Raw genomic sequence first — 22,918 nt, 5'->3', positions numbered from 1 at the left:
CGTGCCGGCGCGCGCGCCGCTGCATCCTTTTATACGATCCTGATGGACACGGTCATGAAATACAAGCAACTGGGCCGCACGGGCCTGTACGTCTCCGAACTGTGCCTCGGCACGATGACATTGGGCGGCAATGCCGACGCCGGCATGTGGGCGGCGATCGGTTCGGTCGGCCAGGACGACGCGACGAAACTCATTGGCCGCGCGCTTGCCGCGGGCATCAACTTCATCGACACGGCCGACGTCTACTCGTTCGGCGAATCCGAACGCCTCGTCGGGCAGGCGCTGCGCGACATCGGCGTGCCGCGCGGCGAAGTCGTGCTGGCAACGAAGACGGCCGGCGCGATGGGTCCGAAGCCCAACGACCAGGGCGCATCGCGCGGGCACATCATGGATTCGGTGCAGAGAAGCCTGGAACGGCTGCAGGTCGACCATATCGACCTCTATCAGATCCATGCGAACGATTCCGTCACGCCGCTCGAGGAAACGCTGCGTGCGCTCGACGACCTGACGCGCCAGGGCCTGGTTCGCTATGTCGGTGTGTCGAACTGGCGCGCCGGCAAGATCGGCAAGGCGCTCGGGCTGAGCCAGGCGCTGCACGCGACGCGTTTCGAAACGCTGCAGGCCTATTATTCGATCGCGGGGCGCGACGTGGAGCGCGAACTGGTGCCGCTCGCGCTCGAAGAGCAGTTGGGGATGCTTGTCTGGTCGCCGCTTGCCGGCGGATTGCTGTCGGGCAAATTCGGTCCGGGCGCACCGTCCGCCGAAGGTTCGCGGCGCAGCCGTTTCGACTTTCCGCCGGTCGACCTCGAGCGTGCGTGGCCATGCGTGGCCGAGATGCGCGCCATCGCCGACGCGCGACGCGTGTCGGTCGCGCGGATCGCGCTTGCGTGGCTGCTCGCGAAGCCGCATGTCACGAGCGTCATCGTCGGCGCCAAACGGGTCGACCAGCTCGAAGACAACCTCGGCGCGGTCGATGTCGCGCTGACCGACGACGAGCTTGCACGTCTGGACGCCGTGAGTGCATTGCCGCCGAGCTATCCGGGCTGGATGATCGATCGGCAGGAAGCAGCCAGACGGCCGCCGGCTTTTACGGGCGGGCGTCGCGTTGAAGCGTGAGCGGTGACGTCACGTGCGCCCGTGATGCGGCGTGCGGCAACGCGCAATGTCGAAGCGACGCGCGGCCGCGCATGACGGCCTGCTGTCCGATGTTTGCGCGCGCGCCGGTGCCCGGCAGCCCGGCGGCCGGGCGAGCATGTTTGCGGCGCCCCTGCGGTGTAGCGACAGGCGTGCGCCGCTCCGCCGGTGCGCACCATCTCCGCGATTTGGCGTGGCGCATCGACCGCAGCGGCGCGAAGCATCTTTTTGCGTCCGGTACGCTCGCACGGCGCCCAGGGACGAATCCGGACGACCGTCGTCGCGACGTCATCCTCAATAGGATAAAAAATAGCATATTGAATCTGCGATGCTCATGAACTAAGTTCCTCAAGGCCGATACCAAAGCGGCTGGCAAATCGACCGGTACGTGCCTTTGCATATGATTCCGTATTTCATATGGCGCGGCATCGATCCCACGGGCGGAGACCGCGCCCCGTCGACACGCCGACACACAAAACGGATCGCCCACGATCCCCAACGGAGACACCACTGATGAGCAGCGTTACCAATCCCGGCGCCCGCGCAGGCGCCGCGCCTTTCTTTTCGAAGGAAGCGACCATCGCGCCGCCGGGCTTTTCGCGATGGATGGTGCCGCCGGCCGCGCTGGCCGTGCATCTGTGCATCGGCCAGGCCTACGCGTTCTCGGTCTTCAACGGTCCGCTCACGAAAGTGATCGGCATCGCCGAATCCGCCCCCGACGACTGGTCGCTTACCACGCTCGGCTGGATCTTTTCGCTGTCGATCTTCTTCCTCGGGCTTTCCGCGGCGTTCGCCGGCAAGTGGCTCGAGCGCGTCGGCCCGCGCCGCACGATGTTCACGGCCGCGTGCTGCTTCGGCGGCGGTTTCCTGATTTCCGCGCTCGGCGTGAAACTGCACCAGATCATGTTGCTGTACATCGGCTACGGCGTGGTCGGCGGCATCGGGCTCGGGCTCGGCTATGTTTCGCCGGTGTCGACGCTGATCCGCTGGTTTCCCGACCGCCGCGGAATGGCGACCGGGATGGCGATCATGGGCTTCGGCGGCGGTGCGATGATCGCCGCGCCGCTGTCGGTCGCGCTGATGAATCATTTCAAGAGCGCGTCGAGCGTCGGCGTCGCCGAGACGTTCGTCGTGCTCGGCATCGCGTACTTCATCTCGATGTCGATCGGCGCGCTCGCGATCCGCGTGCCGCCTGCCGGGTGGAAGCCGGCAGGCTGGACGCCGCCCGCGGTGACGAAGCACAAGATGATCACGTCGAATCACGTGCACATCGACCAGGCGCTGAAGACGCCGCAGTTCTACCTGATCTGGCTGGTGCTGTTCCTGAACGTGACGGCCGGAATCGGCATCATCGGGCAGGCATCGGTGATGATCCAGGAGAGCTTCAAGGGTGCGGTCAGCGCCGCGGCGGCGGCCGGCTTCGTCGGTTTGCTGTCGCTGTTCAACATGGGCGGGCGCTTCGTGTGGGCGTCGGCGTCGGACTGGGTCGGACGCAAGAACACGTACTTCATCTTCTTTGCGCTGGGCGCCGTGCTGTACTTCTGCGTGCCGCTCTTCGCCGCGTCCGGGCAAATCGCGCTGTTCGTGCTGACGTTCTGCCTGATCCTGTCGATGTACGGCGGCGGATTTGCGACGGTGCCCGCGTATCTGGCGGACATGTTCGGCACCGCGTACGTCGGCGGCATTCATGGGCGGCTACTGACGGCGTGGGCCGCGGCCGGTATTGCCGGGCCCGTGCTCGTCAACTACATCCGCGCATATGAAGTCGCGCACGGTGTCGTGAAAGCGGATGCATACACGATGACGGTTCACATCATGGCGTCGCTGCTCGTGATCGGCTTCATCTGCAACCTGTTCGTGAAGCGCGTCGACGAGCGCCATCACATGACCGATGCACAGCTCGACGCGGGCAAATAAATTCTGGAGACGCGAGAATGAATGAAACGGTTGCTTCGATGCGCCCGACCAACAAGGCGGTGCTTGCCGTGTTCTGGCTGTATGTGCTGGTTCCGCTCGCGTGGGGCGTCGTGAATACGATCACGACCGCGATGAAGCTGTTCGGCTGAAAGCGGCAAGGATGTACGTGCCGCGGCGGTGCGTGCACGCGGAAGGCGGCGCGCGCCGCCTCAACGGCCATGCCGGTTGGACCGCGATGTACCGCACTGCCTTCTACGGGCGCAACGCGAACCGGCGCACCGCGCCGCGACGCCATCTTTTGACGGGAATGACATGAAACGGCAGATTGGCCTGATCGGCGTGGGGCTGATGGGGCACGGGATTGCGCGCAACGTGCTGAAGCACGGTTATCCGCTCACGGTCGTCGAACATCCGGGCAATCAGCCGCTCGACGAACTGCTGCGCGGCGGCGTACGGACGGTGCGAACCGCGCGCGAACTGGCCGCGCAGGCGGACGTCGTCATCCTTTGCGTGACGGGCTCCCCTGAAGTGGAAGCGGTCCTGACCGGTGACGACGGCGTGTTGGCGGGGCTGAAGAACAATGCGATCGTCGTCGACTGTTCGACCGCCGTTCCCGAATCGACCGTTCGGATGGCGCGGCTTGTCGAAACGGCAGGCGGGCGCTTCGCCGACGCGCCGATGACGCGCGGCGCGCGGGAAGCGCACGAGGGCCGGTTGAACCTGCTGGTCGGCGCGGCGCCCGCGTTGTTCGAGGAGATCAGGCCCGTGCTCGCGTGCTTCGCCGAAAACATCACGCGCGTGGGCGACGTCGGTGCGGGCCACAGCATGAAGCTTCTGCACAACTATGTTTCGCTCGGCACCATCGCGCTGCTGTCGGAAGCCGTCGCGTGCGCGAAACGCGCGGGCGTGGACGTCGCGGTGCTCGCCGACGTGCTCGCCAACGGCGGTGGCGGCGGCGCCGCACTGAACCGGCTGCGTCCGTTCCTGGAAAGCGGCGACGCATCGGCGTTGCCGTTCCATATGGCGAACGCGCTGAAAGACTTGTCGTACTACTCGGCGATGGCCGACGGCGTCGATGCGGCTCATGCTATCGCGGCGGCCGTCACGGATACGTATCGCGACGCCGTTGCCGGCGCCGGCGCGCATTGTCCCGTGCTGAAATTGTCCGATGTGCTGATGGCGGCGCACACGCACGACGCGCGCGCGTCGTCCTGAGCGGGTTCGCGTCCACCGGCGCGCTGCTGATCGCGCGCGCCGCGATCAGCGCGGCGGCGCGACCGACGCGCCGGTGATCCCGTGCCGCCGCAGCGAATCCGCGACGAAGCCCGACGCCTTCATCTCCTCGACGAACTCGCCGAGAAACGCTGCAGCCGCTGCGCCGCGGCTCTTCGGCACGCCCATCGCCTGACGGATCACCATGAAGCGCTCGTCGAGCAGGCGCAGTCCCGAAGTGTTCGCCGCGTCGGCTTCGAGTTGCTGCTTGACGCCCGCGGCGACTTCAAGCTGCTGTTCGACGAACGTCGGCACGACCGCCTGCGACGTTGGTGCGCGTACGATCTGCGCGGCCTTCAGTTCGCGCGTGAGGAACAGGTCGTACGCGCTGCCCTTGCCGACGGCCACGCGATTGTGCGGTTGATCGACGTCCGCATTGGTGCGGATCGGCGATGCGTCGCGCACGAGATAGAAGCCCTCGATCAGCACGTACGGCTCGGTGAACGCGACGGTCTCGCCGCGCAGCGGATCCACTGCGAAGAAGCCGAAATCAGCGCGCTCGTCGGTCAGCGCCTGCACGGATTTGCCGGCCGCATCGAACACCACGAGTTCGAGCTCGGACGACAACCGCTCGGCGAACGCACGCGCCAGGTCGATCGACACGCCGAATGGCTCGCCGGTTGCAGCGTCGCGATTCGCGAGGATCGGGTTGCCGAGGTTGATCGACGCGCGCAGCTTGCCGGTCGGCGTGAATGCGGAGAGGACGGAAGGATCGATGGGCATGGAGACACTCATGAAGATCGAATGCGCCGGTGCGCTCGGCACGCGGCGGCCGAGGTTTCATGCGGAGATGCGAGCGGACGTTTTCGGTGCTCGCCGAAAGGAAATCGCAAGCACCGCCGGACGTGACCGGCGGTAGTGCGCCCGGATATCGGTTCGTCTCCGCTGCGATTACTTTACTGCGACTTCCGTGTGCACGACCTGCGGCGGGCTTTTGAAGAACGGCCCGGCCAGCTGCCGCCACGCCTGGAAGTCTTCCGATTGCCGGAAATGCACGATGTGGTCGTCGACGGTGTCCCACTTGACGACGAGCAGGTAGCCGCCGCTGCGCTCGATCACGCGGTGCAGTTCGGCGCCGCCGCAGCCGCGCGCACGGGCAAAGAGCGGGAGCGCCTGACGAACCGCTGCTTCGAACGGCTCGGCCTGCGACGGATCGATTTCGAGCGATGCCATTTCCAGAATCATGGATGCTATTCCCGGGGTGTGAATGATGCGGACTGTTCGCGATGCGACGCGCGCATCGGTCGGCGTCTCGCCACGATACCGGAAGTCGGGATCGCGCGCCCGCGAGACCGGTTCCAGCGATGCCGCTGCCGTCCCGCGAGCCGTCCGCCAACTCGTGCGCATTCGCGTTTTCCCCTATGTGGAATGACGCCGCGCAGGCCGATGTCACAGAGGCGGCGATAACAATCCGAGGCCAGCCATGACGATATCCGCGACAAACGGAACAAACGACACACCGCCGGCAACCATCGCCGAAGCCGCACCCGATTACGCCGTCGCGCCAGCGACGGTCCTGCTGGTCGACGACGAACCGGCCGTGTTGTCCGCGCTCAAGCGGGTGCTGCGGCCCGCGCGTTACGACGTCGTCACCGCCGAAAGCGGCGAAGCCGCGCTCGAACTGCTTGCATCGAAGGAAGTCGACCTGATCGTGTCCGACATGCGCATGCCGAACATGAGCGGCGCCGCGTTTCTTTCCCGCGTGCGTGCGCTGTACCCGGACACGATGCGGATCCTTCTGACCGGCTATTCGGACATCGCGTCGATCGTCGAAGCCGTCAACGACGGCGGCGTGTATCGCTACCTGAACAAGCCGTGGGACGACCACGACCTGCTGATGACGCTCGAGCAGGCGCTCGAACAGCGGCGCTTGCGCGGTGAAGCCGCCCGGCTCGCCGCGTTGACGGAAGCGCAGAACGAAACGCTGCGCCGTTTCAACACCGAACTCGAAACGCAGGTGCGCGCGCGCACGGACGAGCTCGGGCAAACCGTGATGTTCCTCGAGGCGGCGCAGCACGACCTGAAAAGCAGTTTCACCGCGATGGTTCAGGTCTGCGCGAGCATGATCGAAATGCGCTGCGGATCCGCAAGCGGTCATGCGATGCGCGTCGGCGAAATCGCGCGCCAGCTCGCGCTGGCGGCCGGGATGAGCACGCTGCACGCGCAGGACGTCTATTACGCGGGGCTGCTGCATGGAATCGGCAAGCTGTCGCTGCCGGACGAACTGCTGCACAAGCCGCTCGTCAAGATGACGACGGACGAACACAGCCTGTTCCAGCAGCATCCGCTGCGTGCGCAGATGGTGCTCACGCCGGTCGCGCAACTGCACAAGGTCGCGTCGATCGTGCTGCACCAGTACGAGCGGTTCAACGGCCGCGGCACGCCGGACGGGCTCGCGGGCGACGCGATTCCGCTCGGCTCGCGGATCGTCGCGATCGCGCGTGACTTCGAGGGGCTGCGCAACGGCGAGATCGGTGCGCCGCATTCGGTCGAGCAGGCGATCGACGTGCTGCGTTCGCAGGCCGGCGTGCGCTACGACCCGGTGCTCGTCGCGTGCTTCGTCGAACTGATGCGCAACCCGGCGCGCCTCGGCATCGCCGCATCCGTCGCGGAGATACGGTCCGCGCAACTGCGCGAAGGGATGCAGCTTGCCGACGATCTGCGCACGCATCGCGGCGTCCTGCTGATGACGAAGGGCAGCGTGATGTCGGCGCATCAGATCGAACTCGTACGTCGCTTCGAGGCGCGTGAAGGGACGCCGTTCGACATTCTCGTGCTGACCGGTGCGGCTGCTGCGGCGCAGGCTCACGCACCGTCCGGCGCTTCGCCCGGCTGACGTCGCGCCGCGCGGCCGTTGCATCCGACCGACGACCCGCAGTCGCAACGCGTTCATCTCGACCGGGCGCCCGATCATGCATGGCACGTACAACCCGCCGCTCGTCCTGCTGTCGCTCGTCATCGCGACGCTGGCCTCCTATACCGCACTCGATCTGGCTGCGTTCATTTCGCTGCTCGACAATCCGCGGCTCAAGCGCGCGTGGCTCGCCGGCGGCGCGGCCGCGATGGGCACCGGGATCTGGTCGATGCACTTCGTCGGGATGCTGGCGCTGTCGCTGCCGGTGCCGCTCGGCTACGCGCTGCCGGATACCGGCGCGTCGCTGGCGATCGCGGTGCTCGTGTCGTACTTTGCATTGAACGTCGTCACGCGTGCGCGCCTGAACGGCGGGCGGCTGCTGGGCGGCGGCGCGCTGATGGGCGCGGGGATCGTCGGGATGCATTACACCGGAATGGCCGCGATGCGCATGGAGCCCGGTATTCGCTACGATCCCTTGCTGTTCGCCGCATCGATCGGCGTGGCGGTGATCGCGTCGACCGCCGCGCTATGGATGGCCCAGGCGCTGCGCGCGCAACAGGCGCGCCATGCGACCGCGCAGCGCGTCGGTGCGGCGCTCGTCATGGGGATCGCGATCACGGGCATGCACTATACGGCGATGGCCGCCGCGCATTTCGCGCCGGATGCGCGATGCTCAGCCGCAAACGGGATCGATGCGCCGTGGCTCGCGACGACGATCGCGCTGTTTACGACCGCGACGCTGATCGTCACGCTGCTCGTGAGCCGCTTCGATGCGCGCACGACGTTTTTGCGCGGAATGACGGACACGCTGGAACGGCTCGTGCGGTTGCGGACCGCGGAACTGGAAACGGCGTTGCGGCGCTACGAGCAGACGACCGCGATGCTGCAGCGCACGCGCGAGAACATGGCGACCGAGATCGACGAACGCCGGGCGGCGCAGGCCCGGCTCGAACAGGAGAAGGACGAGCAGCGGCGCCTGCTGCGTGAGCTCGAGGAAACGCACGTCCAGTTGCTGCAATCGGAAAAACTCGCGTCGATCGGTCAGCTCGCAGCCGGCGTCGCGCACGAGATCAACAATCCGATCGGCTTCATCAGCGCGAATCTCAACACGTTGAGGACGTGGGTGCGAACGCTGCTGGACGTGATCGCCGCGCACGAGGCGGCAATGCCGCAGCTCGAACCGCGGACGCGCGACACGCTGGCGGCGATGCACGGCGCGGCCGATCTCGACTACGTGCGAGACGAGATCGTGACGCTGATCGACGAATCGATCGATGGTGCGTTACGCGTACGGCGCATCGTGCAGGATCTGCGCGATTTCTCGCGGCCGGGCAGCGGCGAGTGGAGCGTCGTCGACGTGCATGCGGGGCTCGAGAGCACGCTGAACGTCGTGCACAACGAGCTGAAGTACAAGGCCGACATCGTGCGCGAATACGGCGACGTGCCGCACGTCGAATGTCTTCCGTCGCAACTGAACCAGGTGTTCATGAATCTGCTCGTCAATGCGGCGCACGCGATTCCGGCGCGCGGCGTGATCACGATCCGCACGTCGAGCGACGGCGATCAGGTGTCGATCGCGATCAGCGACACCGGAACCGGGATGACGCCCGACATCGTGCGGCGCATCTTCGATCCGTTCTTCACGACGAAGCCCGTCGGGCAGGGCACGGGCCTGGGGTTGTCGGTGTCGCACGGCATCGTCGAGCGCCATCGCGGCACGATCGACGTGACGAGCGAACCGGGGCGCGGCACGACGTTCTGCGTCCGGTTGCCGATCCGGCGCGCGGCAGGCAGCGCCGACGACGCGACGGCGGTCGCGCAGCGGGCATGAACGCGCGGGGCGCGATGCGCGCAACGGACGCGTTCGTCACGTCGCGCGCTTGCGCCGCCGCCTGCGGAAGAAATTCCAGAACATTGCGGTCGCGTCCGGTCCCGTTGCCGAGTGGAACGCTTCGCTTGGATCGCCGCCGCTCCACGCGTGCGCGAGCCGGCGAACGACGCATACCCTGACGAGCAGCCGGCCGCCGCGCAGATAGTCCGTATAGTCGGCACCGTCCTGCGCATAAGCGAGTCGTTCGCCGACGCGCAGTGCGCCGTGTTCGTCGATGAGCCGATTGATCCGGGCGAATGCGATGCCGAGCTGCTGTGCGTTCCGTTCGTCGACGACCGTATCGAGGCCACCATGTACGACGAGCGCGGGCATGCCCGGATAAGTGCGGACGTCGACGCACGCGTCCACGACGTGGATCGGATCGTCGCGCAGGCCGCGCCGCATCACGCTCATCGCAGCCATCGTCGACAACGGCGGCGCGATGGCCGGCCCGGAATGCAGGCCGACCGCCGCGAACAGTTCGGGATGGGCGACGGCGAGCTGCGCGGCCAGCCCGGCGCCGGCCGACATCCCGGCCAGATAGATCCGGTCGCGATCGAACCCGCGCTCGTGCACGAGCGCGTCGATCAGCGACGCGACCGCCGGGGCTTCCGACTGCGACGCGTCGCCATGCCAGTTCCAGCAGCGATGCGAATGCGCGGTCTTTGCCTGTTCCGGAAACAGTACCGCGAAGCCGGCACGGTCGGCGATGCGGCAGATGCGCGTGCCCGCCGCGAACGACTCGGCGGTCTGCTTGCAGCCATGCAGCATCACGACGACGGGCATGGCCGCGATGGCGGCCGGCGTCGCGGGCAGATACAGCGCGTAGGCGAGGTGGTTCACGAAGCGGCCGGCGGTCGGCCGCGCGGAGTGGAACGAGCGTAGCCACGTGCCCGCGGGCTGGCGCGGCGGCGGGCGGGCAGCGTGGGCCGCGCGGGCGGGGCGCGGAGGTGCGGCCGGCTTGCGGCGCGCGGGCGGCGCAGCCGCGAGGCGCTTGGCTGCCGCGGCGGGTTTGGACGACCGCCTTTTCGGCCGCGGACTCGTCGCGGCGGACAACAGGTCGAGCGGCCTCAGCCATAGGCTGGTTTTTTTCCTGGGCATGAATGAATCTCGTGCTGGTGCTCGTGTAACCGCATACGACGAGCCGCCGTCGGGTGGTGTCGAATCGGGGTGGAGCAGGATCCGTGCTCGGGGTGCGTCGCCGCCGACGCGATCACCCTTCGCCGGCGCGGGCAGACGTCCGGTTGGATCGCGCGACGTGTCGCCTCTGCTGCAGCGTCGTGATACGGGCCGGCCTCGCATCATGCTAGCGGATATCGCGTGCGGGCGCGAAGCGGCTCGTCGCGCGAACGCGCAAGCGAGTGGCGCGGAAGTTATGTTGACTGGCGCCGCGATACCGCATGCCGGTGCACGGTGACGGCAAGCAAGGCCGCCATCGCGACCGGTGCCAGATGAAAGCGCAGAGGGAAAACGCCGGTGCAGCACGCTTGCACGGGCATTAGCCATGCGACGCCGACGATTGCGCGATCGACGCGGGACAACGGGCTGTGGGTCGAATCGTGCGCGAGCAGCGCAATCGGGAGCCCGAGCCACGCCAGATCGTAGCTCATCATGTATGGCTGCATAAGCAGACTGGCCACCGACAACGCGGCTGCGCGCAATTCGAAACGTGCGCGACGGGCCCACAAATACAACGCCGACAATACCGCCGGAACGGCGACGAGCATATGACACGCGTACGCGCCGACAACCGGAAGGCCAGCCATTCTGGCCGCGGCGAACACGGTCGGCATGCCCGCCCAATGATCATTCCCGTTCAGCAGCAGCGAACGGTTGAATGTCGGCACGTATGACACATAGGTGCGCCACGCGTCGACGCCGAGCACCGCAGCGGTGCATGCCGCGAATGCGATGAACAGGACGGCCGACGCGAACAGCCCCCTCCAGTAGCGTCCGCACAGCAGCGCGAGCGGAAACAGCACGCCGAACTGGGGTTTGATCGCCAGGAACGCAATGCATGCGCCAGCGCGCAGTGGCGCTGTCTCCAGCAACGCAAGGGCGGCACCGGCCGCCGCTGCGGTGAGGAGCGAATTTTGACCGGCGTAAGCGGCAAGTGCGACGCCCGGAAAAGCGGCAACGACCAAAAGTGCGGACCGGTCGATGCCGCGGCATAGACGGGCAATGACGGCGCTGTATGCGCTCAGGCCAAGGACCGTGAACAGCGCAACGGCGCCGTCGAACTTCAATGCGCCGAACGGGAGAAGGGCCAGCAGGAATGTCGGCGGGTAGGGAAACGGTGCATACGCTGCCATCGGCCTGACCTGCGCTTCGACGGTATTCATCCACTCGGCCGAGAATACCGCTGGTGCGCCATGTTCGATTGCGACCCGGGCCGCTGCCCAAAAAATGCCGAAATCGATTCCGACCATTGGCGCAGTCCGGTCGTTCAGTATGTAGTATTTGACGCACCAGATCGCGAGCACGGCAATTTGTGTCGCGAGCGCCGCACCGGCATAGAGCGGCACGCGGCCGACACGCTCGCGACGGTTGTCCCATGTGCTCACGATCCGTTTCCCGCTCAGCTGCGCCCTACTCGAGCGCACGTACTTCGGCTCTTTACCGATACGTCCACAACCGGTGCATCAGGAACGTCGTCGGCGGAATCAGCAGCGCGATCGCGACGATGCTCCAGCCGCGCGGCACGTCGAGCAGTTCCGCAGTTCGTGCGAGCAGCATCGTCTCGGTGAAACCGGCTGCGGCGACGGCCAGAAAACGCAGCAGGTTGCGCGATTGTACGGATGACGAAAAACTCCACAGCGTATTCGCGAGATACGAGAACACGGTTGCGCAGATGAACGCGACGGCATTCGCGGCAACCTGTGTCGCGTCGAACAGCGCATACATTGCGCACGCGATCAACGCGTGCAGTGCGGTCGAGCACAGCCCCGACAGGCCGAAGCGGACCAGTCGCACGCGTTCGGCGTAGAGCAGCGCGAACATCGTCTCTTCCCCGGCTCAGCGCGCGCCGACCCGCACGCGGGCAGGCTGTACGCGGCGGCGCGCGATCGTGCGCCGCGCATCGCGCGCGACCGGCAACTCGACGACCTTCGCATGCGACTGATAGCGGCGGCGAATCAGATAGACCGGACGTTGCTTCGATTCGTCGTAGATGCGGCCGATGTACTCGCCGACCACGCCGATGCCGATGAGCTCGATGCCGCCGATGAACAGCACGACCGACAGGAGCGACGAGTAGCCAAGCACCGGATTGCCGAACACCAGCGTGCGGCCGACGATGAACGCGCCGTACAGGAATGCGAGCGCGGCGATGCCGAGGCCGATGTAGGTCCAGCTGCGCAGCGGCACGGTGCTGAAACTCGTGATGCCTTCGAGCGCGAAATTCCACAGCTTCCAGCCGGAGAATTTCGAGTGCCCGGCGCTGCGCGGGTCGCGCTGATACTCGACGATCACGGTCCGGTAGCCGACCCACGCGAACAGCCCTTTCATGAAGCGATGCCGTTCGGGCAGGCTGCGCAACGCGTTGACGACCTTGCGGTCCATCAGCCGGAAGTCGCCGACGTTTTCCGGCAGCTTTACGTCCGACAGCACGTTGTGCACGCGATAGTAAATCGCGGCCGCGGTGCGCTTCGCGAATGAATCGCACGCGCGGCTGCTGCGTTTCGCGGCGACGACTTCCGCGCCGTCGCGCCAGTGTTCGAGCATGACCGGGATCAGGCTCGGCGGGTCCTGCAGGTCTGCATCGAGCGGGATCACCGCGTCGCCGGCGGCTTCGTCGAGGCCGGCGGTCAGCGCGGCCTCCTTGCCGAAGTTGCGGGTGAGATCGATCACGCGTACGCGGCGATCGGCCATGCTGACGCGGACGAGCCGCTCCAGCGTGTCGTCTCGGCTGCCGTCGTTGACGCAGACGATCTCGAAACGGATCGCATCGAGGCCGGACATCAGCGGAATCACGACGTCGAAGAAGTGCTCGACGGCCTCGCCTTCGTTGTAGAACGGCACGACCAGCGAGACGAGCGGTGTGTAGAGCGATTCACGCATGATGGGATCCCCTGTAATCATGTATCAGCGATCGGCGCCGAAAGTCGGGCGGCCGATGCGGCGCAGTCCGTGCGCCGGGCGGTGGTGCGACCGGACCGGGTGCGTAAAGCCGGTGTCGGTGGAACGGTCGCGTGCGTCGGGCAACGACGGCATGTCCCGCCGTTCGTGTGCGATCCGGCCGACGAGCAGCGCGAGTGACGCGAGCGTGAAGATCGGCATGAACTGGAACGACAGGTGCGGTACCAGCAGCAGGCCGGCGAGCGGCATCGCCCACATCAGCAACAGCCATTCGCGTTCGAAGCGACGCCAGCCGTGCGTCCACGCATAGCGTGCGTACCACGCGATCACGAGCCCGTACCAGGTGAGGTCGTAGTCGTACAGGTACGGGCTGACGAGCAGGCATGCGCAAGCGAGGGTCGCGGCCCGCAGCGCATAGGCGCATGCGCCGCGCCATGCGTAGACGACTGCGATCGCGGCGACCGTCGCCGACAGCAACTGCAAGGTGTGCGCGACAAAGGCGGGCCAGCCGGCCATCGTCGCGAGCGCGAACAGCGTAGGCATCCGTGCAAGCTTCGACTGGCCGGTGCTGACGATCAGCAGCGCATCGTGGACTCCGTGTGCGAACGCGAGCCACGTGCCGAACCCGAACACGAGCGCCGTGAGCGCCGCGCTGCCCGCGATCGTCGCAGCCCACGCGGCCAGCGCGCGCCATTGCCCGGCGCACAGCAACGCGACGGGGAACAGCGCCGCGAGCTGCGGCTTCACCGTCAGCAGCCCCATGCAAATGCCGGCGACGACCGGCCGGCGGTTTAGCTCGATCAGTCCCATACCGGCGAGCGTTGCGGTAAAGAGGCTCGTTTGGCCGCCGATCAGCGTCAGGAACACGCCGGGGAACGCGAACGCGCAAAGCAGCGCGGTGTCGCGCTGCACGATCGCACGGATCACCGCCGCGAACGCGATGCAGGTCGCGCCAAGCCACAGCACGGCGGCGAGCGTGTACGGCAGCCAGCCAAGCGGCAGTACGACCAGCAGCATGGTCGGCGGATACAGCCAAGGCAGCGTGCCGTCCGCGACGCTCATCGTCGGGACCGCGAGCTTTTCGAGCGCGAACAGCGCCGGGAAATTCCACGCGTCGACCGCATGTCCGTGTGCCGCGAGCCGCGCGGCGCTCCAGATCGGCGAGAAATCCTGCGACAGCGGTTCCGGAGCGCCATGCCGTGCCAGCGACACACGGAACAGGTAGATGCCGATGAACAGCAGTTCGGTCAGCAGCACGCCGCCCGCATAGAAGCGCACGCGATCGCGGTTGAGCCAGTGCGGGAAGCGGCGAGGGCCCGCGATCGGTAGTTCCGGATGGAGATCGGCGGGCGAATGCCCATGGCGGACGGTCAGCGGCGCTCTCATCGCACGCTCCGCCCGGCAAGCATCGTGCGCCGCACGACGACGAACAGTACCGCGAGCAGCACGAATGGCCCGATCTGCGGCAGCTTCATCAGCCGGTTCAGCATCTCGAAGATCGGCAGCAGCCACGCGAGCACGAGGATGAGCTGTTCGCCCGGCAGCCAGCCGTCGTCGAGACCGCACGCGATCAGGCAAAACAGCGCGATGCCGAGCCACGTCAGCTCATAGCTCCACAGATACGGCGTCGTCAGCAGTGTGGCGACGGCGAGCGCCGCGGCCCGCAGGCGCATGTCATTCGTGCGGCGCCACACGTGGACGGCCGCGGCGATCGCGAGCAGCGCGACCGTCGCCTGGGCAGCCAGCGCGCCCGCCACCGACACGTGCGCGAGCCTCAGCGTAGCGAACAGCGTTGGCGATGCGAGCCAGTACGACGCCTGCATGAAATGCTGGTCCCGAACCGTCGACATCGCGTGGGTCAGACCGTGCAGTGCGGCGGGACCGGTCAGTGCGATCCCGGCCGCCGCGAACAACGTCGCGGTGATCGCCGCCGCGGCGAATGTGCGCCACGCCCGCGCTGCGATCAGCACGAACGGGAATACCACCGCCAGCTGCGGCTTGATCGCGAGCAGCCCGATCAGCACGCCGGCGACGATCGGGCGCTTGCCGAGCAGATGCAGTGCGAGTGCGGCGGTGCCGGCGGTGAGGATGCTGTTTTGGCCGAACAGCGCCGACAGGCAAACCGCCGAGTAGCCGATCATCACGAGCCCTGCCGCGCGCGGTGCGGGAAGGTGCGTGCGCAGGCCCGACAAGCGGGAGATAGCGAACGCATAGCATAAAAGGCTGCCCGCAAGAAAGAGGAAGTAAGCGGGCAGGAAAGGCACAAGGGCAACCGGCGCGATGAGCAGCAACATCGTCGGCGGATAGAGCCAGGGAAGCGGCTGATGCTGCAGATATGCACCGAAGTGCATCGATTCAGCCTGCAGGAATGACGAAGTGTCGTAGACCGACGATGCGTGGCCTTGCAACACGAGATTCGAAGCGGTCCAGAAGACCGAGAAGTCGGTGCCCGGACGGCTGACCGCGCTCGACGTGAAACCGTCCGTGACGATACCCCAGACCGTTGCCAATGCAACGAAGAGCATCAGCATGATGCAGCTGTACGGAACGATCCGATCGGCCGTCAGCCATTGAGCACAGCGTATTGCGCGATCGCGCGTTCCACGATTGGCTGTGTACATGATGCCCCGTCTGTAGTGGAGGCCGCGTGGTCTGTCGCAGCCGTTTGAGTTTGATGTTGTCGTGCCTGCGGATCGAATCGCCTTAAACGGCGTTGTCCGGTGAACCCATTGTTGGAGAAAAAAACGCGTGATGCAAACCGCGTACTGAATTCCGGAATCGGAAAGGGCGGCCAACACGCGCGATAACGGCTTTTTCTGGTATGAGAAAACGCGGCGGACGGGTTTGGTGTTTCCGAGTTGAAACATTCCAGGTTTTGCCGCACTGCTGCATCCCTCGGAACTGGCGACCGGCGATTGGCGCGCGGTGTTCGGGAAAATACCGACAAAATTTTTTTTGCCTCTTGCGCAGAGCCGCAGCGAGCGGTCGGGCCTGGGCGCACGTGGCCGCACGCATATCAAATCTGAAACATTTTCAACATTGCGCCCATACCGCCGGAACGCAGGTATCGCCGAAACCCTTGATCCACATGGATTCCTGCCGATATGGCCTGCTCTTTGCGTAAGCCTCGGCACGGCAGTCGACGAGGTGACGACCGGGCGGTATCGGCAAATGACCGATGGAACCCGCCCCGCGTCCCCCGCGGAAACGAAGGACCCGAGCGCGTCGGGGAACGTACGCAGCTTCGGGCCACGGAACCGCAAGCACCTTCGCCGATCGACCGACGAGACCCGGGTTGCTTCCGGGCGACAAGAAAATCGGCATGGCAGCACTTGGGGAATAAAAATGAAAGACCACAGCGCATCGCGGTCGGCAAGCCGCGGCAAAAGCAAGTTTCAGTTTCTCAGGGAGCTCTTCTCCCGTTCAATCGGATTTCGCGCGTCGAACGGCAATGCCGTCATTCGATTCGGCCGCCATGCGCGGCCCGTCGAACCGGCCATGCGATGCGCGTTTCTCCTGCCTTCCCCATCTTTGATAGTCGTTCGCACGGACAGGCGAGTGCATCCCTGTCATCGCGGCTGAGCGTCGCGTTTCGATTTCTCGAGTAGTGCCGGTGGTGCCAGCCCCCGACGTCGTGACGGGCGAAGGGGTTTTAGTAGCAGTCCGAAAGGAGTGTGCTCATGAGCAGCTTGATCGAAAAGATACCGTGGTTCATCCGGGATGAAAGAGGCGTGACGGCCATCGAGTACGGCCTGATCGCCGCGCTAATCGTGATTGGCATCGTTGTCGCGCTGACCACGGTTGGCACCGATCTGCAGACCGTGTTCAGCACGATCGCCGCAGACCTGGATTCGGCAGTAACAGGCTTCTGATGAACGGAAGGGGGGAGCGGTTCATCCGGATCGTTCATCGCCACCATACGGCATTGACAGCATTCCTCGACGTATCGACGCCGATCGTTCGATCAGGCCGGCACGCGGGGTATTGAACGTAACTCAAGGAGATCATCATGTCCAAGCTCATTCAACAAGCAGCCCGCTTCGTCCGCGATGAAGACGGCGTGACCGCCATCGAATACGGCCTGATCGCCGCACTGATCGCCGTCGGCATCATCGCCGCGCTGTCGACCATCGGCAAGGATCTGGCGACCGTGTTCAGCACGATCGCCGACGATCTGAACTCGGCCGTTTGACGTCGTTGAACAGCAGAGCGTGGGGCGGCTCGGCCGGTGCAGCGATCGAGCCGCCGCCACTCTCCTGACCGACCTGAAGCTGGAGACCGTCATGAAGGCCAATGTACGTGTCGTGATCGACCGGATCGGCGACGAGCAAGGCGTGACGTCGATCGAGTACGCGTTGCTCGGTGCGATGTTCGCAGTCGCGGTGCTGGGCAGCGTCGTCGGCTTGAGAAGTTCGGTGATCGACACGTACCGGGTGATCGCGGCAGCCGTGACTGCTGCCGTGACCACCGCGCTTTCCCTGGTTTCCTGAACGATTCGATTCGACCTTGCGAGGTTCGCCATGCTGCTCGTTGCGCCGCCTTACCCGGTTCCGTTGTGCGTGACGCTGCTCGCGGTTGCCGCGGCCAGCACGGACATCGCGAGCCGACGTATTCCGAACCGTCTCGTCGCGATCGGACTCGCCGGTGCACTGGTCGCCCAGTGCGTGTTGCATGGCGTCGCGGCCGGCGTGCTCGGTTGGCTGGCGGGCGCGGCAACCGGCTTTGGCCTGCTGCTGCCGTTCTACCTGTTGCGCGGGATGGCGGCCGGCGACGTGAAGCTGATGCTCGCGATCGGCGCGTGGGTGGGAGCGGAAATGACGGTGTACATCGTGCTCGCCACGTTCGTGGCCGGCGGGATCGCCGCGATCGGTTTCGTGCTGATGCGCGGCCGGATGCGCGAGCTGCTGACGAACGTTCGCGCACTGATCGTGCGCGGTGCGCGGCGCTCGCGCGCAGAAGCGGCGGACGGCACCGCGGAAATCGCCTCGGTCGGCACGCTGCCGTATGGCGTGGCGATCGCGGCCGGCACGCTGGGGATGCTGTTCGCGTCGTGCGCATAGCGCGACGTACCTGCAACGAGGACGAACATGAACACGAACCACACCGAACCGAAACGCGACGCGCAGGTATCGCACTTGCCCGACCCGTCGCCGTCGCGGGAAATCCATACGAAGATCGGTGCGCACCTGCCAGCGGCGCCGCGCTCGCTGGAGGACACCGGGCTGAGCATGACGTTCGTCGCCGGCCTCGTGCTGAAGTCGACGCTGATCCTCGGCCGCCCGTCTTACGGCGATCTGGTCGAGCGGCATTGCCTGCCGCTTGCGGTGCTCGACGACGTATTCGCTTTCCTGGTGCGCGAGCATCTCGTCGAGTTGACCCATCGCGGCGCGACCGATCTCGACGTGACCTTCCGCCTCACCGACGCGGGCCGCGTGCTCGCGCTGGAGGAAAAGGCGCGCAGCGGCTACAGCGGGCCGGCGCCGGTGACGCTCGAAGCGTATCTCGACTGCGTGAGCACGCATTCGGTCCGCAAGCTGCACATCGGTTGTCGCGACGTGTGGGAAGCGTTCGAAGGCATCGTCATCGACACGGCCGTGCTCGATGCGGCGGCCGCCGCGCTGAACGCGGGTCGTCCGTTGCTGATCTACGGCCCGGCCGGCAGCGGCAAGACGTTCCTCGCCGAACGCCTCGGTTCGCTGATGCGCGGGCGCGTGCCGGTGCCGCATGCGATCTGCGCGGCCGGCGAAGTGATCCAGATCTACGATCCGCTCGTGCATGTCGACGTGGCGGTGCAAAGCGGCCAGTCCGTCGATCGCCGCTGGCGCCTGTGCGAGCGGCCGGTCGTGATGTCCGGCGGCGAGCTGACGCTCGAAGAGCTCGATTTGCGCCGCGACGAAGTGTCCGGCTTCTATCAGGCGCCGCCGCACATGAAGGCGAACATGGGCATGTACATCGTCGACGATCTCGGCCGCCAGCGTGTCGAGCCGCGCGACCTGCTCAATCGCTGGCTGCGCCCGCTCGATCGTGGCGTCGATTTCCTGACGCTCGAATCCGGCAATCGCTTCGTTCTGCCGTTCGACGTGTGGCCGGTGTTCTCGAGCAACCTGGCACCCGAACAATTCGCCGACGATGCGTTCCTGCGCCGGCTCGGCTCGAAGCTCCACGTCGGCCCGATGTCGATCGACGAATATCGCGCCGTGTACGACGCGGCCTGCAAATCGCTGGGCCTCGTGTCGGCGAACGACGCGTTCGAATTCCTGCTGCACCGGTTGCACTTCCCGACCGGCAAGGCCTTTCTCGCATGCTTTCCGGCGGACCTGCTGCGCCTCGTTGCCGCCGGCGCGCGCTACCGCGGCGATCCGCTCGAGGTGACGCACGACGCGCTGTACGACGCGTGGGCCAGCTACTTCGGCGCAGCGCCCGAGCGCGACGGCAATCATCCGCCGCCGGCCGAGCGTGGTGGGCGTACGTTCATCACCGGTTGAGCCGTTTCTTTCACGCTTCATCGAGGAGCATAGCCATGAAAAACAGTCGAGCGGTCATGATGCTGGTCGTCGCGATGGTCGCGGGGCTTGCCGCGGTCATCTTCGCGTCCCGCTGGCTGGTGCAGACGTCCACCAGCTCGGTCACCTCGGTCGCAGTGGCGACCACCGACCTGAACCTGGGCGAGCCGCTCGGGCCGAACCAGATCCACCTGGTCAGCTGGCCGTCGGGGAGCGTGCCGACCGGCGCATTCACCGATACGAAGGAACTTGAAGGGCGCGTCGTGCGGACCAGCCTCGCGCGCGGCGAACCGGTGATCGAGTCGAAGCTCGCGCCGGTCGGCACGAAGGGCGGGCTGTCCGCCGTGATTGCCAACGGCAGCCGCGCGATCACCGTGCGCGTGAACGACGTGGTCGGTGTCGCGGGCTTCGCGCTGCCGGGCAACTACGTCGACGTGATCGTCAATACGCAGGAACAACAGGGCAAGAGCGACGGGCAAAGCATTTCGAAGATCGTGCTCGAGCACATCCTCGTGCTGGCCGTCGCGCAGCAGGTCAGCCGCGACGACACCGCACCGAAGGTGGTCAATGCGGTGACGCTCGAAGTCACGCCGGAGCAGGCCGAACGCCTCGACCTCGCGCGCAGCGTCGGCACGCTGTCGCTCGTGCTGCGCAACCAGATCGACCAGAAGACGCTCACGACCGACGGCGCGACCAAGCTCACGCTGCTCGGCAAGGCGCCGGTTCCGCCCGCACCCGCGCCTGCGCCCGTGAAGGCCGTGCGCGTGCACGTCGCGTCGCACGCGGCGCCGGAGGCACGCCGCGATTGCGTCGGCGTGCTGACCGGTGTGCGCGGCAGCGTCGAATGCTTCTGAATTCATAGAACACAACCAGATAACCAGATTAACCAGATCGGCCGCCGTCAACGCGCGACGGCCTTGGAAGACGAAAACCGGCGTCTCGCCGGTCACTCGGGGGATCAGACGAAATGAAGATCAATCCGCAACACTCAGGTGCCGGCCCGGTGCGCACGCGCATCGCGCGGAGCACGATGCTGGCCGCGATCCTGTGTACGGGAACGCTGACCGTGTACAGCGCACTCGCGCAGGAAGGTGCCGAGTCGGCCGCGCTGATGAAGGGGGGCGCGAGCGCCCCGGCCGCGGTCGCGAAAGGGCCGATGCAGATGACGATCAGCATGGCGCCGGCGCCGGCCGCCGCGGCCGCCGCGACGGCGGGCCCGCTGCGCGGCCCGAACTGCGTGGGCGCGGTGCGCGAGTCGACCAGCGTCAGCGTGCCGCTCGGCAAGTCGCTGCTGGTGCCGATGCCGGAGCCGGTGCGCAACCGGACGATCGGCAACCCGGCCGTCGCGCAGGCGACGATGGTGTCGCCGCAGACGCTGTACATCCTCGGACTGTCGGTCGGCACGACGAACATGATCGTGCAGGGCAGGAGCGGCGCGTGCCGTGTGATCGACGTCGCGGTCGGCGCGGACGCCGGCGGCCTGCAGGCGTCGCTGATGCAGCTGATGCCGAACGAGCGCGACATCCACGTGTCGACTGCCGCGGGCACGATCGTGCTGGCCGGCACCGTGTCGAACTCGCAGGCCGCGCAGCAGGCGATGCAGATCGCGCGCGCCTACGGCGACAGCGCGGCGGGCGACGGCGGCGGTGGCGGCGCCAAGGGCGGCGGTGTACTGAACATGCTGGCCGTCACGTCGCCGCAGCAGGTGATGCTCGAGGTGAAGGTCGCCGAAGTGTCGAAGACGCTGATCAACCAGATGGGCAGCGCGTTCAACATCCAGGGGGGCTTCGGCTCGTGGAGCGGCGCGCTCGTCAGCAACCTGCTTGCGGGCGTCGCGAGCGGCGCGGTCTTCAACAAGGCGAACAACAAGCCGTTCAGCATCGCGGCCGATGCGCAGAACACCGACAACCTGGTCAAGATCCTCGCCGAACCGAACCTTGTCACGATCAGCGGCCAGGAGGCCACGTTCCTCGCCGGCGGCAGGATCTTCATCCCGGTCCCGCAGAGCAGCGGCAACGGCGTTTCGTCGATCACGCTGCAGGAAGAGGAGTTCGGCGTCGCGCTGAAGTTCACGCCGACCGTGCTCGGGAACGGCAGGATCAGCCTGAAGGTTGCGCCCGAAGTGTCGGAACTGTCGCCGACGGGTGTCACGTTGAGCGCGACCAACGTCGGCGGCACGTCGATCCTGCCGCTCATCACCACGCGGCGCGCATCGACGACGGTCCAGATGGGCGACGGCGAATCGTTCGCGATCGGCGGACTGATCAAGGACAACGCCAGCGGCGCGCTGAAGGCGATCCCGGGCGTCGGCGAGGTGCCGGTGCTCGGTGCGCTGTTCCGCAGCACGTCGTTCCAGCAGGACCGCACCGAGCTGATCTTCGTGATCACGCCGCACCTGGTGAGGCCGCTGCAGACCGCCGACGTGCCGCTGCCGACCGACAGCTTCTCGAAGCCGAACGAAGTCGACGTGTTCGCGACCGGCAACATGGAAGGCCGCAAGGGAGTGCGCCGCTCGGGTGCGCAACCGGCGAACGGCGCGGCGGATGCACCGCAGACGCCGGCCCAGGCGCCGGCTCCGGCACCGCAATCGGGCGCGCCGGCTGCACCGGCCGCCGCGATGCCCGCACCGCGTGCGCCGCAGCCCGCCGAAGCGCCGGCACCGGTGCCGGCGCGGCCCGAAAACGCTGCGGCGGCGTCAGCCGATGCAGCGGGGGCGGCGCGCGTCACGCCAGTGGATGTCGGGCAACCGGAATCGCGGCCGGCGTCGCAGCCGCAACCTCAACCGCAGGCGGACGCGGCGCGTGCGGCACGGATCGCGCGCATCGAAGCCGCGGCCGCGCGTCTCGCGGCGGCCGGCTCCGACACGCCGGCCAAACCGGCGTCGCGTCTGAAGCAGCAACCGGCCGCCGCCCACGCGCAGCTCGCAGGGGCGACGCCGGAACCCGCGTCCACCGATCGTTGAAGCCATTGAAGGGGAAGCCCATGAAATCCGCCTACCTCGTATTCATGCGCCGCGCGACGCTCGCCGTCCCGCTCGCGTTCGCACTCGCCGGCTGCATGTCGTCGACACCGGTGTGGGACAGCCGCTTCGGCGATTCGGTCCGCTCCGTCATGCAAGCCCAGATCATCGATCCGCATGCGGCCGAACACGCGGCCGCGCGCCCGGGGGTCGACGGCAGTGCCGCCGCGTCCGCCCTCGACAACTATGACAAGTCGTTCAAGCAGCCGGAGCCGAAAGGCAGCAATGCGTTCGTGATCGGCATCGGCAAGTCGTCGCAATAAAAGAGGCAC

Annotated in this window: 22 protein-coding genes; 14 read left to right on the top strand and 8 right to left on the bottom strand. The window is 66.6% G+C overall.

What is annotated here, in order from left to right; translation table 11 throughout:
- Positions 1-54: 54 nt before the first annotated feature.
- The 4 genes from KDW55_RS11030 (at position 55) to KDW55_RS11015 (ending at position 4,266) form a co-directional block, all read left to right on the top strand.
- Positions 55-1,116: an aldo/keto reductase gene (locus tag KDW55_RS11030; RefSeq protein WP_212161490.1), complete on the top strand. Its 1,062-nt coding sequence runs from the start codon at positions 55-57 to the stop codon at positions 1,114-1,116.
- Between the two features lie 531 nt (positions 1,117-1,647).
- Complete coding sequence (locus KDW55_RS11025) at positions 1,648-3,051, top strand: OFA family MFS transporter (RefSeq protein WP_059545604.1); 1,404 nt, start codon at positions 1,648-1,650, stop codon at positions 3,049-3,051.
- A 17-nt stretch (positions 3,052-3,068) separates the two neighbouring features.
- On the top strand, positions 3,069-3,200 hold the full coding sequence (locus tag KDW55_RS11020) for a hypothetical protein (protein ID WP_038571745.1): 132 nt from the start codon (positions 3,069-3,071) through the stop codon (positions 3,198-3,200).
- 163 nt (positions 3,201-3,363) lie between these two features.
- Positions 3,364-4,266, top strand: a complete 903-nt coding sequence (locus tag KDW55_RS11015; RefSeq protein ID WP_059545602.1) for an NAD(P)-dependent oxidoreductase — start codon at positions 3,364-3,366, stop codon at positions 4,264-4,266.
- A gap of 45 nt (positions 4,267-4,311) precedes the next feature.
- Here KDW55_RS11015 and KDW55_RS11010 read toward each other — a convergent pair whose 3' ends face one another.
- Together KDW55_RS11010 and KDW55_RS11005 are read right to left on the bottom strand one after the other, a co-directional pair.
- Positions 4,312-5,046 carry an ABC transporter substrate-binding protein gene (locus KDW55_RS11010; protein WP_038571751.1) on the bottom strand — a complete coding sequence of 245 codons (735 nt, stop codon included), beginning with the start codon at positions 5,044-5,046 and terminating at the stop codon, positions 4,312-4,314.
- 168 nt (positions 5,047-5,214) lie between these two features.
- Complete coding sequence (locus tag KDW55_RS11005) at positions 5,215-5,508, bottom strand: antibiotic biosynthesis monooxygenase family protein (protein WP_038571754.1); 294 nt, start codon at positions 5,506-5,508, stop codon at positions 5,215-5,217.
- A gap of 238 nt (positions 5,509-5,746) precedes the next feature.
- Here KDW55_RS11005 and KDW55_RS11000 point away from each other — a divergent pair, with 238 nt between their 5' ends.
- Both KDW55_RS11000 and KDW55_RS10995 read left to right on the top strand, forming a co-directional pair.
- Complete coding sequence (locus KDW55_RS11000) at positions 5,747-7,159, top strand: HD domain-containing phosphohydrolase (protein WP_038571757.1); 1,413 nt, start codon at positions 5,747-5,749, stop codon at positions 7,157-7,159.
- Positions 7,160-7,235: 76 nt separating this feature from the next.
- Positions 7,236-9,008, top strand: a complete 1,773-nt coding sequence (locus KDW55_RS10995; RefSeq protein ID WP_069242478.1) for a histidine kinase — start codon at positions 7,236-7,238, stop codon at positions 9,006-9,008.
- A gap of 36 nt (positions 9,009-9,044) precedes the next feature.
- Here the strand turns inward: KDW55_RS10995 and KDW55_RS10990 are convergent, their stop codons facing one another.
- The 6 genes from KDW55_RS10990 to KDW55_RS10965 all read right to left on the bottom strand — a co-directional run bounded on the left by KDW55_RS10990 (position 9,045) and on the right by KDW55_RS10965 (position 15,745).
- Positions 9,045-10,148: a PHB depolymerase family esterase gene (locus tag KDW55_RS10990; RefSeq protein WP_212161491.1), complete on the bottom strand. Its 1,104-nt coding sequence runs from the start codon at positions 10,146-10,148 to the stop codon at positions 9,045-9,047.
- 272 nt (positions 10,149-10,420) lie between these two features.
- On the bottom strand, positions 10,421-11,572 hold the full coding sequence (locus KDW55_RS10985; RefSeq protein ID WP_349252597.1) for a glycosyltransferase family 87 protein: 1,152 nt from the start codon (positions 11,570-11,572) through the stop codon (positions 10,421-10,423).
- A gap of 91 nt (positions 11,573-11,663) precedes the next feature.
- Positions 11,664-12,047: a GtrA family protein gene (locus tag KDW55_RS10980; protein ID WP_038571762.1), complete on the bottom strand. Its 384-nt coding sequence runs from the start codon at positions 12,045-12,047 to the stop codon at positions 11,664-11,666.
- Positions 12,048-12,062: 15 nt separating this feature from the next.
- Entirely contained in the window at positions 12,063-13,106 is a 1,044-nt protein-coding gene (locus KDW55_RS10975; RefSeq protein ID WP_038571764.1) for a glycosyltransferase family 2 protein, read from the bottom strand.
- Positions 13,107-13,130: 24 nt separating this feature from the next.
- Complete coding sequence (locus KDW55_RS10970) at positions 13,131-14,510, bottom strand: glycosyltransferase family 87 protein (protein ID WP_212161494.1); 1,380 nt, start codon at positions 14,508-14,510, stop codon at positions 13,131-13,133.
- On the bottom strand, positions 14,507-15,745 hold the full coding sequence (locus tag KDW55_RS10965) for a glycosyltransferase family 87 protein (RefSeq protein WP_038571767.1): 1,239 nt from the start codon (positions 15,743-15,745) through the stop codon (positions 14,507-14,509). The genes KDW55_RS10970 and KDW55_RS10965 overlap by 4 nt, the downstream gene beginning before the upstream one ends.
- Positions 15,746-16,804: 1,059 nt before the next feature.
- On the opposite strand from KDW55_RS10965, the gene KDW55_RS10960 reads away from it, so the two are divergent.
- From KDW55_RS10960 to KDW55_RS10925, 8 genes are all read left to right on the top strand, one after another.
- A complete protein-coding gene (locus tag KDW55_RS10960; protein WP_038571776.1) occupies positions 16,805-16,996 on the top strand; it encodes a Flp family type IVb pilin in 192 nt (63 codons plus the stop codon).
- A gap of 137 nt (positions 16,997-17,133) precedes the next feature.
- Positions 17,134-17,316 carry a Flp family type IVb pilin gene (locus KDW55_RS10955; RefSeq protein WP_038571779.1) on the top strand — a complete coding sequence of 61 codons (183 nt, stop codon included), beginning with the start codon at positions 17,134-17,136 and terminating at the stop codon, positions 17,314-17,316.
- A gap of 91 nt (positions 17,317-17,407) precedes the next feature.
- Complete coding sequence (locus KDW55_RS10950) at positions 17,408-17,614, top strand: pilus assembly protein (RefSeq protein ID WP_038572347.1); 207 nt, start codon at positions 17,408-17,410, stop codon at positions 17,612-17,614.
- Positions 17,615-17,644: 30 nt separating this feature from the next.
- The gene (locus KDW55_RS10945; protein ID WP_038571782.1) at positions 17,645-18,184 is read left to right on the top strand and encodes a prepilin peptidase; all 540 of its coding nucleotides are present in this window, start codon (positions 17,645-17,647) and stop codon (positions 18,182-18,184) included.
- Between the two features lie 27 nt (positions 18,185-18,211).
- Positions 18,212-19,609: an ATPase gene (locus KDW55_RS10940; protein ID WP_038571785.1), complete on the top strand. Its 1,398-nt coding sequence runs from the start codon at positions 18,212-18,214 to the stop codon at positions 19,607-19,609.
- Between the two features lie 35 nt (positions 19,610-19,644).
- The gene (gene cpaB / locus KDW55_RS10935; protein ID WP_212161495.1) at positions 19,645-20,481 is read left to right on the top strand and encodes a Flp pilus assembly protein CpaB; all 837 of its coding nucleotides are present in this window, start codon (positions 19,645-19,647) and stop codon (positions 20,479-20,481) included.
- Between the two features lie 113 nt (positions 20,482-20,594).
- A complete protein-coding gene (locus KDW55_RS10930) occupies positions 20,595-22,589 on the top strand; it encodes a type II and III secretion system protein family protein (protein ID WP_212197954.1) in 1,995 nt (664 codons plus the stop codon).
- A gap of 20 nt (positions 22,590-22,609) precedes the next feature.
- Positions 22,610-22,909, top strand: a complete 300-nt coding sequence (locus KDW55_RS10925) for a hypothetical protein (protein ID WP_038571791.1) — start codon at positions 22,610-22,612, stop codon at positions 22,907-22,909.
- The last annotated feature ends 9 nt before the right edge of the window (positions 22,910-22,918 follow it).

This window comes from Burkholderia sp. AU19243 (assembly GCF_018148075.1).
GTDB lineage: Bacteria > Pseudomonadota > Gammaproteobacteria > Burkholderiales > Burkholderiaceae > Burkholderia > Burkholderia latens_A.
This window is presented reverse-complemented; position numbering and strand designations above follow the sequence as displayed.

Coding starts and splice junctions, on each gene's coding strand:
- KDW55_RS11030 (WP_212161490.1), top strand. CDS start 55: ATGAAATACAAGCAACTGGGCCGCACGGGCCTGTACGTCTCCGAACTG.
- KDW55_RS11010 (WP_038571751.1), bottom strand. CDS start 5,046: ATGCCCATCGATCCTTCCGTCCTCTCCGCATTCACGCCGACCGGCAAG.
- KDW55_RS10975 (WP_038571764.1), bottom strand. CDS start 13,106: ATGCGTGAATCGCTCTACACACCGCTCGTCTCGCTGGTCGTGCCGTTC.
- KDW55_RS11015 (WP_059545602.1), top strand. CDS start 3,364: ATGAAACGGCAGATTGGCCTGATCGGCGTGGGGCTGATGGGGCACGGG.
- KDW55_RS11020 (WP_038571745.1), top strand. CDS start 3,069: ATGAATGAAACGGTTGCTTCGATGCGCCCGACCAACAAGGCGGTGCTT.
- KDW55_RS11005 (WP_038571754.1), bottom strand. CDS start 5,508: ATGATTCTGGAAATGGCATCGCTCGAAATCGATCCGTCGCAGGCCGAG.
- cpaB (WP_212161495.1), top strand. CDS start 19,645: ATGAAAAACAGTCGAGCGGTCATGATGCTGGTCGTCGCGATGGTCGCG.
- KDW55_RS10925 (WP_038571791.1), top strand. CDS start 22,610: ATGAAATCCGCCTACCTCGTATTCATGCGCCGCGCGACGCTCGCCGTC.
- KDW55_RS10980 (WP_038571762.1), bottom strand. CDS start 12,047: ATGTTCGCGCTGCTCTACGCCGAACGCGTGCGACTGGTCCGCTTCGGC.
- KDW55_RS10945 (WP_038571782.1), top strand. CDS start 17,645: ATGCTGCTCGTTGCGCCGCCTTACCCGGTTCCGTTGTGCGTGACGCTG.
- KDW55_RS11025 (WP_059545604.1), top strand. CDS start 1,648: ATGAGCAGCGTTACCAATCCCGGCGCCCGCGCAGGCGCCGCGCCTTTC.
- KDW55_RS10930 (WP_212197954.1), top strand. CDS start 20,595: ATGAAGATCAATCCGCAACACTCAGGTGCCGGCCCGGTGCGCACGCGC.
- KDW55_RS10970 (WP_212161494.1), bottom strand. CDS start 14,510: ATGAGAGCGCCGCTGACCGTCCGCCATGGGCATTCGCCCGCCGATCTC.
- KDW55_RS10995 (WP_069242478.1), top strand. CDS start 7,236: ATGCATGGCACGTACAACCCGCCGCTCGTCCTGCTGTCGCTCGTCATC.
- KDW55_RS10960 (WP_038571776.1), top strand. CDS start 16,805: ATGAGCAGCTTGATCGAAAAGATACCGTGGTTCATCCGGGATGAAAGA.
- KDW55_RS10990 (WP_212161491.1), bottom strand. CDS start 10,148: ATGCCCAGGAAAAAAACCAGCCTATGGCTGAGGCCGCTCGACCTGTTG.
- KDW55_RS10955 (WP_038571779.1), top strand. CDS start 17,134: ATGTCCAAGCTCATTCAACAAGCAGCCCGCTTCGTCCGCGATGAAGAC.
- KDW55_RS10950 (WP_038572347.1), top strand. CDS start 17,408: ATGAAGGCCAATGTACGTGTCGTGATCGACCGGATCGGCGACGAGCAA.
- KDW55_RS11000 (WP_038571757.1), top strand. CDS start 5,747: ATGACGATATCCGCGACAAACGGAACAAACGACACACCGCCGGCAACC.
- KDW55_RS10965 (WP_038571767.1), bottom strand. CDS start 15,745: ATGTACACAGCCAATCGTGGAACGCGCGATCGCGCAATACGCTGTGCT.
- KDW55_RS10940 (WP_038571785.1), top strand. CDS start 18,212: ATGAACACGAACCACACCGAACCGAAACGCGACGCGCAGGTATCGCAC.